The organism is Methylocystis sp. JR02, assembly GCF_030063565.1.
In the GTDB taxonomy this organism is placed as follows: domain Bacteria; phylum Pseudomonadota; class Alphaproteobacteria; order Rhizobiales; family Beijerinckiaceae; genus Methylocystis; species Methylocystis iwaonis.
Genome location: NZ_JASIRC010000001.1, coordinates 3660169 through 3672660, shown reverse-complemented (window position 1 = coordinate 3672660; position 12492 = coordinate 3660169). Strand labels below are relative to the sequence as shown.

Here is a 12492-nt window from a genome sequence, read left to right as displayed (position 1 = left end):
CCCGCCGTGGCCTTAATGCCGCGAGCAACATCGCGGCGTCGCCGCTCGGCTTGGGGAAATTAAAGAATGATCGGTCGTCTCAATCACGTCGCTATCGCCGTCGAAAGCGTGGAAAAAGCGTCGGCGGTCTATCGCGACGCGCTGGGCGCAAAGGTAACGGAGCCCGAGACGCTTGCCGAACACGGCGTTACCGTCGTTTTCGTCGAACTGCCGAACACCAAGATCGAGCTGCTCGAGCCCTATGGCGAGAATTCGCCCATCGCCGGCTTCGTCGCCAAATCCCCGTCCGGCGGCGTCCATCACGTGTGCTATGAGGTAGACGACATCCTCGCGGCGCGCGACCAACTGAAGGGCGCGGGCGCCAGGGTTCTGGGCGACGGCGAGCCGAAGATCGGCGCGCATGGCAAGCCGGTGCTCTTCCTACACCCGAAAGACTTCTGCGGCACGCTGATCGAACTCGAGCAGGCCTGACCCATGCCCTTCCCGCTTCCCCTCGCTCTGGCGATCTACGTCACCATCTGGTGGATCACCCTGCTTGCCGTCCTGCCGCTCGGCGTTCGCTCATCCGAGGAAGCGGGCGAGGAGCTGCCGGAAGGCGCCGATCCGGGCTCGCCCGTCGCGCCCCAGCTCGCCAGGAAAGCCGCGATCACCACCGTGGTTGCGGCCCTGATCTTCGGCTTGGTCGTGATTGCCGCGAATTTCATCGCCGGTTAGCTTTTTGGGGCGATTGAAGGCCGAAGGGGCCGAACCGGGGTTGACCCGCCCCGCGGCGGCGGGTAGTTGAACGCTAGCCGCGCCAGCAGCGGCAGGTAAGCGGACCGACCCGCCTGCCTATAGCCCCGCCGCCAGAGGTGACGGGGCAAAACGGTTAGAGCGCGTAGCTCAGTCGGTAGAGCATCTGACTTTTAATCAGGGGGTCCCGGGTTCGAGCCCCGGCGCGCTCACCAACAAAATTAGTGAGATAAGCGTCGCGTAGTATCTGCGCGCTATAGGCTGGTGACCACATGGTGACCACTCGCGCCTCACTGAAAATTTATAGGACGCCGCGGGCAAGCCCGATAAGTCAGGGCCCGGACAACTGCGTCTTTAGCTTCGCCATGAGCGTGTTAGAAATCCTCGTCTTCACCGGCCGCGCCACGGGCGCGCGCGACTATCAGCGGCTGCGCGCCGCCTTCGACCGGCTGCAGTCGACGAGCGTCGTCACGTTGATCCGTTAGAGGACCGAAAGGCGCCGGCGGCGCTTCTCCTGGATCAACGAATGGAAGGAGACCGCCGATCCAAGCGGACGGCCGCTCGGCGTCGAACTGATTATCCTCGACTGGTTCTACGAGGGCGTCCTCAACGAAGCCTTGGTGCTCACAATCGACCTGGCCTATTTCGGGCTGACGGGAGGTTTGGAGCGCTGACTTTATCGCCTCGTTCGCAAGCACTCCGGTAATCAGCATGGCGGCTGGAGCTTCCATTTCGCACATCTCCACGCCAAGTCCGGCGCGCTCTCGCCGCTCAAGCATTTTGCCTTCGATCTGCGCGACTCGGTTCGGCGCCAGCCCATTCCCAATTACCGGCTCGACATTCGTCGAGCCCCTTCGACCGCGAACTTCTCGTCTTCACGCCGCTCACCACCGATCCGCTCGAGAGCGCCGTCCAGCGCCTCGATCGTCCTCTCGCCGCTGGGGAAAAGCTGTGAACTGGCTCGTGCTATCGGGGACCGCGACTATCGTGCTATCGGGGACCGAATCCTCGTGCTATCGGGGACCAAAATGGGGCCCAAGCCATTGTCACTGTGTCATTCACGGCGCTCGTAACTTTCTAACTTCGGAATCCTTCGGATTCCTACTAACGGCGGGCACCTCCCGCTCGGCTGCCGCCCCACGAGCAAAAGGCCAGCCGGTAAGAGAAGAAGGCGCGCCCGCAGCTCGGCGCCCGCGCCGCGCGCGCAGAGCCGACCATCCGGCCGACGGCGACGCCGTCATCCCTTCGAGACAACGACCCTCGCAGACAGAATTCGGCCCGCGTCTCCCTTCGACCATGACTCGAACGGAGGCCGGTCATGAGCGCGTCGACCGAAGTCGAACTCTATTTCGTCAGAGGCAAGATTGAACGCTGGCTGCGCTTTGGCAAGCCGATCAGCGAGCAAACGCTCGATCGCCGCCGACGCGTCGCGACATTCACGCCGGGTGCCATCTTCGCCTTCATCCGCTGTGCGTCGAATGCACATGGAACGCTCGTCTCGCGGGTCGACATCCTGCGCGCCTGAGACGACGGCGAGCCCTGCCCCACCGTTCCGGGCGTAAAGCCCGGCGCCTTGGAGCGACGCCCATGAGGACGCTCGCTCTCGCTTTCGTCGTCTACGTAATCGCGTCGATCTTCGCCAGCGGCCGTGAGCCGCTTCTCGTCTGGAACGCCTCCGCCAGTGCTCCCATCGGACTCTATGCTGTCCGTCCACTCGGCGCGCTCGCCATCACTGATCTCATCGGCGCGCGGCCGCCCAAACCCCTCGCCAGTGGCTCGCCGCGCGCGGATATCTGCCCAAAGGCGCGCTGCTCATGAAGCGAGTGGCGGCGCCCCCCGGACAGAAGGTGTGCCGAGCCAACCTCACATCTCTGTCGACGGCAGCGTCGTCGCCGAGGCGAATGCGCGCGATCACGCGGGCCGCGACCTGCCGCGCTGGAGTGGATGTTTCACGCTCAGGCCCGGCGAAGTCCTGCTGCTCAATTGGGACCATCCGGCCTCGCTCGACGGGCGGTATTTCGGTGCGCTTCCCGTCGACTCCATTGTCGGCCGCGCGCAGCCAAACTAGACGCAGGAGGAATGATGATCGACGCATCGCTCTGCTGGGATAAAAATCGCAACGGCGCTTCAATTGGTCGGCGTTCGGCAAGGCTTCGAACAAACGGGGTGGTCTTGCTCTGCGCGTTGTGCGCGCTTCCTGAATATGCCGCGCCCGCTCACAGCGAGCCAATGGTAAATGAAACATCCCGCGATCTCGCCACCTCGCGCGCGCTCGGGGAGGCCTCCAATCGCTTCCGTCTCCCGGTCCATTGGCTGCGCGCCGTCATGAGCGCCGAGAGCGGCGGTGACGCCAAATCCGTCTCCAGCAAAGGCGCGATCGGCCTCATGCAACTCATGCTGGCGACCTACACCGAGTTACGGACCCGCTACGACCTTGGTGCCGACCCATTCGATTCTCACGACGATATTCCGGCTGGAGCCGCCTACCTTCGCGAGTTGCTCGATCAATATGGCGAGCGCGGCTTTCTGGCGGCCTATAACGCCGGTCCCGGCCGCTACGAGGAGCTTCTTCGCGCTCGTTTGTTGCCGGCAGAAACGACGCATTATGTCGAAAGAATTGCGTCCACGGTTTCACTCGGCGGACGCTCCACGGAGCCTTTTTCGGCCTCCTCTGGCAACGGTTCCTCTTCAATCTTTGTCGCGATCACCAAGTCGGACGAGCGGGAATATAAATGGCCGAAACACAACGTCGACACTGCTCTCAGAGCCGAAGAATCGACGGGACGCACTCTCTCATTCCGGCGCAGCGAGACGTCAGATGATTTGCCAGTTTTGCACGCAGCGAGCGACTCCAACGCTTCGTCGCCTGCTGTTCTTCAGCGCGCCTCCGACCTTTTCGCTATTCGCTGGTCGTCTGGAGCGTCCCAATGACGCCGCTCCCCCATTTTCGCAGAATAGCGCATGTCCTCGCGCCTTTGAGCGCGAGTGCCGCCGAGGGAGCGCCAGCGACCGGCTTATTGCAGGATAAAAGGGACAGCCTTCGGCTTTGTCCGGCGGTCGCTTTGTCGTTGCGCTTCAATGCATTCACACAGGCTGCGATTTCAACGCGCAGTCTTTGGTTCGCAGCAAGCCTCTGTAATAACGCGTCAATTTCCACCTCGCCTGCGCATTGTCATGTCGCGTAACGACGACATTCGCATCCGGCCCGAGCGCATCCGCTCGACGAAGCCGGGAAGAGCGAGGAGCTTCGTGTCGTGCGTGCTGGCCGCGACACAGGGCGGGCGGCCTCATTGTTCGGGCGCCCGCAGAAGGGAGCGCGGCGCCTTCGGTCGAGGCCGGGCGGCGAGCGTCTCCGCGCTGCGCGGCCTCACTTCCTCTTCGCGCGACGTCGTGATCAAGGCGCACGTCGTGCGACATGGTCCGAAGTCGACGCTGCTCTACATCAGCCTTGGTCCCCGGTCATCCTCCGATGATGCTTGGAGCCGAAGAAAGTCGGACTCCATTTCACACCATTCTGGAGGATGACCAGACCACCTCACAGCGAAGCCTCCGAGTCGCTGCGGCCGTTCCGCCATCTAATCAGCAATGAAGCGATAGCCTATCCCCGTCTCGGTAAGAACAATCCGGGGCGTCGCGGGATCGTCCTCTATTTTGGCCCTTAACTGGCCGATGAAGACGCGGAGATATTGCACATCGTCCTGATGCGAAGCCCCCCACACAGTGCGAAGGATTTCCCGATGCGTCAGGGGCCGCCCGGCGTTGCGCGCGAGAATCGTTAAAAGGTCGAACTCCCTCGGCGTCAGGTGCAGGGTTTGCCCATTTTTCGTCACGAGCCGCTTGGGAATATCCACGCATAAGGCGCCAGCCGTGACGATCGCCGGTTCCGCGCCCGCGCCACGCGCAAGTCGGAGCGCCGCGCGTATGCGCGCCAGGAGTTCGCCCATGGCGAAGGGCTTTTCGACATAGTCATTCGCGCCGAGATCGAGCGCTGCAATCTTTTCGGATTCCCGCTCACGGGCCGAAAGAATGATGACAGGCGTTTTCGTTGTCATGAGTCGCAGCTTGCGGAGCGTCTCCTTGCCCTCCATGTCCGGGAGGCCGAGATCGAGGATCACAAGGTCCGGCATGCTCTCGGAAACCCGCGCTAGCGCTTCATCGCCGCTTGCGGCTTCCCGCACCTCGTAGCCGCTCGCGATCAGGGACGGTCTCAAGACGCGCCTGATCTGCGGCTCGTCATCTACAATGAGGACCCGCAGCTTGTTCATGCGACGATTTCCTGCCGCTCGGGCTGGGACATTGCCGGGAGTCGCATAACAATCCTCGTTCCCTTTCGTCGGATAGCGGGGCTCTGAGCGACGATGGTCCCTCCCATTGCGCTCACCAAACCGCGACAGATCGACAGGCCCAGACCCGTGCCCGCTTTGCGCCCGTCGACGCGGCCGCTTCGATAGAATTTCTCGAAAATACGCTCCAAATCGGCGGGCTTTACGCCAGGCCCCTCGTCCGTCACCGTAACGACGACGTCTTCATTTTCCCGCCGCGCATGAATAATCGCGCCGGTCTCTCCGCCATATTTATGCGCGTTGTCGACAAGGTTGAACAGAACTTGTTCGAGCAGATTGGCGTCGCCGCGGATCTGCGGGAGATCGGGGGAAACGCTGACCCCGATTTTCTGACCAGGAAACGCTTTTTTGCATCTTTCGACTACCCGCCGAATGACCTCTGCGACATCGACGAGATCGCGACGCGGCGAGAGCGCGCCCGATTCGATGCGGGACATATCCAGCAGATTGGCGATGAAGCGGTTGAGACGCCCTGCTTCTTCTTCGATCGACAACAAGAGATCGTCACGATCGGCCTTCGGCAGTTGTTCACCCAGCTGCCGCAGGCTGGTCACCGCCCCGGTGATGGAGGTGAGAGGCGTGCGCAGGTCGTGTGAGAGAGAGGCGAGTAGCGTCGTGCGCAGCTTTTCGTTCTCCTCCAGAGCCGCCGCCCGGATCGACTCGCCGACGAGCATCGATCGGTCGATCGCGACGCAGGATTGCTCGATCAACGAGGTCAGGGCGCTTTCCTCCTCGGCGGAGAAGGGTTCGCTCGGATGTCGCGGCTCGACGCCGCAAACGGCCAGGACGCCGCGCGCCGTCGCAAGCGGGCGAAACTGGAACCGGACGCTTGGGAGCGTTCCTGTCCGCCAGCCGGCGGCTTCTCCCTTTTCGAGCGCCCAGCGCGCCGCGGCGGCTTCGCCAGCGTCGAGCTGGTCCAGAGGCGGCCAGGCGGCGCCGAGCCGCAGCGCGCCGTCGTTGGGCATCATCATGACGACGCATGGCGCGTTCAGGGCCTTCTGGATTTGCATCGTGGCGGCCCACAGGACTTCGTCGAGGTCCTTGGCGGCGGAGAGTTTGCGGGAATATTCGAAGAGCGCCTGCGCCCCCTGAGCCCGTCGCCTCATCTTCTGGGCTTGGTCGCGCATCTTGCTCGCCAGAGTGCCGGTGATCACCGCGACGACTAGGGAGACGACCAAAGCCAAAAATTCCTGAGGCTCGGAAATGGTGAACACATATCGCGGTTCGATGAAAAAGAAGTCGCAGGCGAGAAAGGACAGGATGGCGGCCGCAATCGCTGAAACCAGCCCGAATTGGGCGGCGCACAGGACGACAGGCAGAAGGAAAACGACGGACAGATTGGGTGGATGCAGCCAGTAATCGAGCAAATAACCAAAAGCGACGGTGAGTGAGACCGCGCCGATAGCCCCCAGAACCGAAATCCCTGTCTCTGGAAGCGAGGGCAACCGCCATCGACGGGGCCGAGGCTCGGTCGTCCCCATATCGTCCACGACGACATGGACAGCGATCTCCTTCGATCGCCGAACAATTTCGTCGGTGAAAGATCGTCCCAGGAGTCGCGCCAGGCGGCCGGCGCGCGAGCGGCCGAGAACAATCTGGGTGATGTTCTCGCGGCGCGCGTATTTGAGAACTTCCGCCGCGAGGTCGTCGCCAGACAGGCGTTCGACCTGCGCTCCGAGCCGCTCGGCCAACCGTAGAGCGGCGTCGATATTCCGCACGGTCTCCGCAGACCGCTCCTCCTGGCCCGCAAGCTGGACATAAAGCGCGATCCACGGGGCGTTGAGGCCAGTGGCGAGGCGCGCGCCGGCGCGCACGACGGCGAGCGACGTCCTGTCATGTCCGACACAAACCAGAAGGCGCTCCGAGGTCGCCCAGGGCCCTTCGATCGCGCCCTGACGAAGAAAATCGACCATCTGATCGTCTACGCGCTCGGCCGTACGCCTGAGGGCCAGCTCGCGCAGCGCCGTCAGATTGCGCGGCGTGAAGAAGTTTTGCGTCGCCCGCCTGGCCGTCTCGGGAACATAGACCTTCCCCTCTTTCAGGCGTTGGAGAAGCTCGTCCGGCGTGATGTCGACCAGGATGACGTCATTGGCGTCCTGCAACAGACGGTCGGGCACCGTCTCGCGGACGGCGACGCCGGTAATGCGCGTGACGACGTCGGCGAGACTCTCGAGGTGCTGGACATTCATCGCTGTCCAGACGTCGATTCCCGCCTGAAGCAACTCCTCGACGTCCTGCCATCTCTTCGGATGCCGACTGTTGGGGGCGTTGGTATGGGCGAGCTCGTCGACAACGATGAGCTGGGGCTTGCGCGCGAGCGCGGCGTCGATATCGAATTCATCGATCGCGCGCCCTTTATATTCGCTGCGCCGGCGCGGCAGGACATCGAGCCCCTCCAGCAGCGCTTGCGTCTCGGCGCGGCCATGCGTTTCTACAAGGCCGACCACAATATCCAGACCGTCGGCCTTTGCCGCGCGGGCGCGCAAGAGCATGGCGTAGGTTTTGCCAACGCCCGGCGCCGCGCCCAGGAAGACGCGCAGCTTGCCCTGCCCCTCCTTCTCGCTCAAGGCGAGGAGAGCGTCGGGGTCAGGGCGGCGATCGAACTCGTCTCGCGACAAGGCTTCTTAGCTCCGCCTGATCTCCGTTTATTTTAGCGCGTCGAGGGCAATGTTGAGCAGGAGGACATTAACGCGCGGTTCGCCGATCACGCCCATGGCCCGCCCTTCCGTATGCTCCTCCACGAGGAGGCGCAACCGATCTTCGCCGAGCCCGCGCGCCTTGGCGAGGGCGGGTATCTGAGCCCGCGCGAATTGCGGCGAGATATGGGGATCGAGGCCCGACCCCGAGGTCGTCACGGTGTCGGCTGCGACGACATCGATGCGTCCCGCCCCGAATTCGGCCTCGATCGCCGCATTGACGCGGTCGACGAGCTTCTTCGAGGTCGGCCCGAGATTGGAGCCGGCGGAGTTTGCGGCATTGTAGGGGGCGTCCACGGTCTTGCTGGCGTCGGAAGGGTCATAGCCGACGGTCGCCGAGGGGCGCCCGTGGAAATAGCGCTCGGACGTGAAGTTCTGGCCGATGAGCGACGATCCCACGATCACGCCGTTGCGCTCGACCATGCTGCCATTGGCCCGCTCCGCGAGGACGAGCTGAGAGATGCCAGTAATAGCGAGCGGATAAAGGACGCCTGTGAGGGCGGTAAACAGCGTCATCATGACGATCGCGGGGCGAAGTTGGGAAAGCATTCTTGCCTCCTCAAGCGAGATGAAGAAGAGAGACGACGAGGTCGATCGCCTTGATCCCCACGAAGGGGACGACGATGCCGCCGAGTCCGTAAATCAGCAGATTGCGACGCAGCAGCGCGGCGGCGCCCACGGGACGATATTCGACGCCCTTCAAGGCGAGCGGGATGAGCGCAATGATGATGAGCGCGTTGAAGATGACCGCCGAAAGGATCGCGGATTGGGGCGACGCCAGCTTCATGACATTGAGCGTCTCGAGCTGGGGATAGGCGGCGACGAAAAGCGCGGGGATGATCGCGAAGTATTTCGCGACGTCATTGGCGATGGAGAAGGTCGTCAGCGAGCCCCGCGTCATCAGAAGCTGCTTGCCGATCTGCACGATCTCGATAAGCTTCGTCGGATCGCTGTCGAGGTCCACCATATTGCCGGCCTCGCGCGCCGCCTGCGTGCCGGTTTGCATGGCGACGCCGACATCCGCCTGCGCCAACGCCGGCGCGTCATTCGTGCCGTCGCCGCACATGGCGATGAGGCGCCCGCCCTGCTGCTCCCTTCGGATATAGGCGAGCTTGTCCTCGGGTTTCGCCTGGGCGATGAAGTCGTCCACGCCCGCCTCGCCAGCGATCGCCGCGGCGGTGATGGGATTGTCGCCGGTCACCATGACCGTCTTGATCCCCATGGCGCGCAGAGCCGCAAAGCGCGCTTTTATATCGGGCTTGATGATGTCCTTCAGATGCACGACGCCGAGCAGCCGGCCGTTCTCCGACACCGCCAGCGGCGTTCCGCCAGCGCGCGAAATGCGCTCGACCGCCTGATCGAATTCGACACGCGCGCGATCGACCGCGCTGGGGGAGAGCGTCGTCGTACCGCCACCGATCCACTCAGAGACCGCAGGCGTCGCCTGGGCGAGCACCGCGTCGACGGCGCCCTTGCGCAGCGAGCGGCCGGGAAGATCGACGCCGGAAATGCGCGTATGCGCCGAGAAGGGAACGATCATCGCTTCCGCGCCGAGCACCGGGGCCTCGAGACCGTAACGGCTCGTCGCCAGTGCGACGATCGAACGGCCCTCAGGCGTCTCGTCGGCGAGAGACGCCAGCAGCACCGCTTCGGCAAGCCTATGCTCCGAGACGCCGCCGACAGGCACGAATTCATCCGCCATGCGGTTGCCGAAAGTGATCGTCCCAGTTTTGTCGAGCAACAGCGTGTCGACATCGCCCGCCGCTTCCACCGCGCGTCCCGAGGTGGCGACGACGTTGAAGCGGATGAGCCGGTCCATGCCCGCGATGCCGATCGCCGAGAGCAGCCCGCCGATCGTTGTCGGAATCAGGCAGACGAGCAGCGCAATGAGCACGGTGATGGAGAGATAGGCGCCCGAATAGACCGCAAGCGGCCACAGCGTCACGCAGACGATGAGAAAGACGATCGTCAGGCCAGAGAGCAGAATGGAGAGGGCCAGCTCATTCGGCGTCTTCTGTCGCTGCGCGCCCTCGACGAGCGCGATCATGCGATCGATGAAAGTAGAACCGGGCGCGGCGGTGATCTTTACCTTGATCCAGTCGGACAAGACCGTCGTGCCGCCCGTGACGGCGGAACGGTCGCCGCCCGCCTCGCGGATGACAGGAGCAGACTCGCCGGTGATCGCTGACTCGTTGACAGAGGCGACGCCTTCGATCACCTCTCCATCGCCGGGAATGAGATCGCCAGGCTCGACGAGCACGACGTCGCCGACGCGCAGCTCGAGCGCCGAGACGCCCTGATAGACCTCCTTCATGCCGGCTTCGCCATTGGGGTCTATGAGTCGCTTGGCGTGCGTGTCGCTACGGGTCTTGCGCAGCGCGTCGGCCTGCGCCTTGCCGCGCCCTTCCGCCACCGCCTCGGCGAAATTGGCGAACAGCACGGTAAACCAAAGCCAGGCTGCGATCTGGCCCGAGAAGAAGGCCTGGCCATTTTGGGCGATGAGGTCTCGCACAAAAAAGGCCGTGACCAGCGCGGAAACCATTTCGGTGACGAAGATCACCGGATTGCGCGCCAGCCGGCGCGGATCGAGCTTCTTGAAGGCGTCGATGCTGGCGCGTTTGATGATCGCGGCGTCGAACAAGCCGGGAGCGGCGACTTTTGAGGACATGAGCGTGCTCCGATCAGAAGGTTTTGCCGGCGGTCATGAGCAAGTGCTCGACGATCGGGCCGAGCGCCAGCGCCGGGAAATATTGCAGCAGGTAGAGGATGACGATCACGCCGAGCAGCAGGCCGATGAACAGCGGGCCGTGCGTCGGAAACGTGCCGACAGAGGCCGCAGCCTTCTTCTTCGCCGCGAAGGAGCCTGCCATCGCGAGCAGCGGAATGACGAAGAAGAAGCGGCCGACGAACATCGCCACGCCGAGCGTGGTGTTATACCAAAGCGTGTTGCCCGAGAGACCCGCGAAGGCGGAGCCATTGTTGTCGTTCGCCGAGGCGAAGGCGTACAGAACCTCGGACAATCCGTGCGGCCCGGCATTGTTCATGCTGGCGAGGCCCGTCTGCAACATGACGGACGCAGCCGTGAAGCCCAGAACAGTCAGCGGGTAAATCAGCACCGCCAGCATGGCGAGCTTCATTTCGCGCGTTTCAATCTTCTTGCCAAGATATTCCGGCGTGCGCCCGACCATCAGACCCGCCACGAAGACAGCGATGACCGCCAGCACGAGGAAACCGTAAAGCCCCGCCCCGACTCCGCCCGGCGCGATGCTGCCCATCAGCATGTTGAACATGGGCAGCAGGCCGCCAAGCGCGGTGAAAGAGTCGTGCATGGCGTTGACCGCGCCGCAGCTTGTCCCAGTCGTCGCGGCAGCAAAAAGGGCGCTGGTGGCGACGCCGTGGCGGACTTCCTTGCCTTCCATATTGCCGGGCGAAGGATCGACGCCGATGTCCGTCAGAAGCGGATTGCCCGCCGCTTCCGCCCAATACACGAAAAGCGCGCCAAAGAGCAGCACGATCCCCATCGCCGTCGCGACCGCGCGCCCTTGTCGCGCATCGAGAACCGCGCGCCCAAAGGCAAAGACCGAGGCGAAAGGAACGACGAGAAGCGCCCATATCTCCAGCATATTGGAAAGCGCGTTGGGGTTTTCGAAGGGATGCGCGGAATTGGCGTTGAAGAAGCCGCCGCCATTCGTGCCTAGTTCCTTGATTGCCTCTTGGCTGGCGACAGGTCCGAGCGCGATCACCTGATCAATGCCTTCGAGCGTCGTCGCTTGGGCGGAGGCCGCGAGCGTCTGTGGAACGCCGAGCGCGACAAGGGCGAGCGCCAGGACTATCGACATGGGCAGCAGCACGTAAAGCGTCGCACGCGTCAAATCGACCCAGAAATTGCCGATTGTCGAAGAATCGCTGCGCGCGAAGCCGCGAACCAGCGCAAAGGCCATCGCAAGACCTGTTGCGGCGGAGACGAAATTATGCACGGTGAGGCCGAGCATCTGAGTCAGATGACTCATGGTCGTCTCGCCGGCGTAATTCTGCCAGTTCGTATTGGTGACGAAGCTGACCGAGGTATTGAAGGCAAGGTCGGCGGGCACGCCGGCGAAGCCTTGCGGATTGAAGGGCAAAACGCCTTGCAGCCGCTGCAACGCATAGAGCGAGAGCAAGCCGACGACACTAAAGGCAAGCATTGCCATCGCATAAGCGAGCCAATTTTGCTCGCGGGCAGGATCAACGCCCGACAATTTGTAAAAGCCGCGCTCGATAGGCGCGAGCGCGGGCGTGAGCGCCGTGCGCTCTCCGCCCATAACGCGGGCTATGTAGGCGCCGAGCGGCAGGGCTGCAGCAATCACGGCGACGAGGACGACGGCGATCTGCGCCAGTCCAATTGCGGTCATGGCGAACACCCGGACAGAGCCGGGCCTCCCTCATCAAAACTTTTCGGGGCGCAGAAGCGTGTAGGCGAGATAAACGCCGAGAAGAACGGCCACGATCAGGCCGATGGCTGGTTCCGACATGCCGCCGCTCCTTCAAAGACGACCGCACGCGCGCGCATAGGCGGCGGCGGCGACAATAAGAACGACCTCCAAGGCGACGTAGACAAAGTCGAGCATTCGCCGCCTCCTCAACTGCGCGGAGTGTTTCTATTCCGTCGCGATTTGATCTCGTGGAGGAGATTGTTTCCGACGGTGAGGACAAAGGCGAAGAGGCCTAACGCGAAGATTGGC

At 63.2% G+C, this 12492-nt stretch carries 12 protein-coding genes, 1 tRNA gene and 1 pseudogene; 8 read left to right on the top strand and 6 right to left on the bottom strand.

Annotation, left to right across the window (positions count from 1 at the left end):
* The first annotated feature begins 66 nt into the window (after nucleotides 1-66).
* The 8 genes and pseudogenes from mce (at nucleotide 67) to QNA11_RS20630 (ending at nucleotide 3663) form a co-directional block, all read left to right on the top strand.
* A complete protein-coding gene (gene mce / locus QNA11_RS17410; RefSeq protein WP_283483979.1) occupies nucleotides 67-471 on the top strand; it encodes a methylmalonyl-CoA epimerase in 405 nt (134 codons plus the stop codon).
* A 3-nt stretch (nucleotides 472-474) separates the two neighbouring features.
* The gene (locus QNA11_RS17405) at nucleotides 475-714 is read left to right on the top strand and encodes a DUF1467 family protein (protein WP_202072088.1); all 240 of its coding nucleotides are present in this window, start codon (nucleotides 475-477) and stop codon (nucleotides 712-714) included.
* Between the two features lie 157 nt (nucleotides 715-871).
* A tRNA-Lys gene (locus tag QNA11_RS17400) sits at nucleotides 872-947 on the top strand.
* 147 nt (nucleotides 948-1094) lie between these two features.
* Nucleotides 1095-1687, top strand: a pseudogene (locus tag QNA11_RS17395) (replication initiator protein A); the annotation flags it as partial.
* A gap of 363 nt (nucleotides 1688-2050) precedes the next feature.
* Entirely contained in the window at nucleotides 2051-2257 is a 207-nt protein-coding gene (locus tag QNA11_RS17390) for a DUF2840 domain-containing protein (protein ID WP_283483978.1), read from the top strand.
* Nucleotides 2258-2319: 62 nt separating this feature from the next.
* A complete protein-coding gene (locus QNA11_RS20640) occupies nucleotides 2320-2550 on the top strand; it encodes a hypothetical protein (RefSeq protein ID WP_349362211.1) in 231 nt (76 codons plus the stop codon).
* Nucleotides 2551-2581: 31 nt separating this feature from the next.
* Entirely contained in the window at nucleotides 2582-2800 is a 219-nt protein-coding gene (locus tag QNA11_RS20635; RefSeq protein WP_349362210.1) for a S26 family signal peptidase, read from the top strand.
* An 11-nt stretch (nucleotides 2801-2811) separates the two neighbouring features.
* The gene (locus QNA11_RS20630; RefSeq protein WP_349362227.1) at nucleotides 2812-3663 is read left to right on the top strand and encodes a lytic transglycosylase domain-containing protein; all 852 of its coding nucleotides are present in this window, start codon (nucleotides 2812-2814) and stop codon (nucleotides 3661-3663) included.
* A 644-nt stretch (nucleotides 3664-4307) separates the two neighbouring features.
* On the opposite strand, the gene QNA11_RS17375 is transcribed toward QNA11_RS20630, so the two are convergent.
* Genes QNA11_RS17375 through kdpF form a run of 6 tightly spaced genes read right to left on the bottom strand, consistent with a single transcriptional unit; the run spans nucleotide 4308 to nucleotide 12282 of the window.
* Nucleotides 4308-4997, bottom strand: coding sequence for a response regulator (locus QNA11_RS17375; protein ID WP_283483977.1), 690 nt, complete (start codon nucleotides 4995-4997; stop codon nucleotides 4308-4310).
* Complete coding sequence (locus QNA11_RS17370) at nucleotides 4994-7693, bottom strand: DUF4118 domain-containing protein (RefSeq protein ID WP_283483976.1); 2700 nt, start codon at nucleotides 7691-7693, stop codon at nucleotides 4994-4996. Before QNA11_RS17370 ends, QNA11_RS17375 begins: the two co-directional genes overlap by 4 nt.
* 27 nt (nucleotides 7694-7720) lie before the next feature.
* Nucleotides 7721-8320, bottom strand: a complete 600-nt coding sequence (kdpC, locus tag QNA11_RS17365; RefSeq protein WP_283483975.1) for a potassium-transporting ATPase subunit KdpC — start codon at nucleotides 8318-8320, stop codon at nucleotides 7721-7723.
* Nucleotides 8321-8330: 10 nt separating this feature from the next.
* A complete protein-coding gene (kdpB, locus tag QNA11_RS17360) occupies nucleotides 8331-10439 on the bottom strand; it encodes a potassium-transporting ATPase subunit KdpB (protein ID WP_283483974.1) in 2109 nt (702 codons plus the stop codon).
* Between the two features lie 13 nt (nucleotides 10440-10452).
* Nucleotides 10453-12162, bottom strand: a complete 1710-nt coding sequence (gene kdpA / locus QNA11_RS17355) for a potassium-transporting ATPase subunit KdpA (protein WP_283483973.1) — start codon at nucleotides 12160-12162, stop codon at nucleotides 10453-10455.
* Nucleotides 12163-12195: 33 nt separating this feature from the next.
* Nucleotides 12196-12282 (bottom strand): K(+)-transporting ATPase subunit F, encoded by an 87-nt coding sequence (gene kdpF / locus QNA11_RS20780; protein WP_202072455.1) that lies wholly within the window; start codon nucleotides 12280-12282, stop codon nucleotides 12196-12198.
* Nucleotides 12283-12492 lie beyond the last annotated feature (210 nt).

Excerpts from the sequence above, each read along its gene's own strand:
- QNA11_RS17390 (WP_283483978.1), top strand. The coding sequence starts at position 2,051 with ATGAGCGCGTCGACCGAAGTCGAACTCTATTTCGTCAGAGGCAAGATT.
- kdpC (WP_283483975.1), bottom strand. The coding sequence starts at position 8,320 with ATGCTTTCCCAACTTCGCCCCGCGATCGTCATGATGACGCTGTTTACC.
- QNA11_RS17405 (WP_202072088.1), top strand. The coding sequence starts at position 475 with ATGCCCTTCCCGCTTCCCCTCGCTCTGGCGATCTACGTCACCATCTGG.
- mce (WP_283483979.1), top strand. The coding sequence starts at position 67 with ATGATCGGTCGTCTCAATCACGTCGCTATCGCCGTCGAAAGCGTGGAA.
- QNA11_RS20630 (WP_349362227.1), top strand. The coding sequence starts at position 2,812 with ATGATGATCGACGCATCGCTCTGCTGGGATAAAAATCGCAACGGCGCT.
- kdpB (WP_283483974.1), bottom strand. The coding sequence starts at position 10,439 with ATGTCCTCAAAAGTCGCCGCTCCCGGCTTGTTCGACGCCGCGATCATC.
- kdpA (WP_283483973.1), bottom strand. The coding sequence starts at position 12,162 with ATGACCGCAATTGGACTGGCGCAGATCGCCGTCGTCCTCGTCGCCGTG.
- QNA11_RS20640 (WP_349362211.1), top strand. The coding sequence starts at position 2,320 with ATGAGGACGCTCGCTCTCGCTTTCGTCGTCTACGTAATCGCGTCGATC.
- QNA11_RS17375 (WP_283483977.1), bottom strand. The coding sequence starts at position 4,997 with ATGAACAAGCTGCGGGTCCTCATTGTAGATGACGAGCCGCAGATCAGG.
- kdpF (WP_202072455.1), bottom strand. The coding sequence starts at position 12,282 with ATGTCGGAACCAGCCATCGGCCTGATCGTGGCCGTTCTTCTCGGCGTT.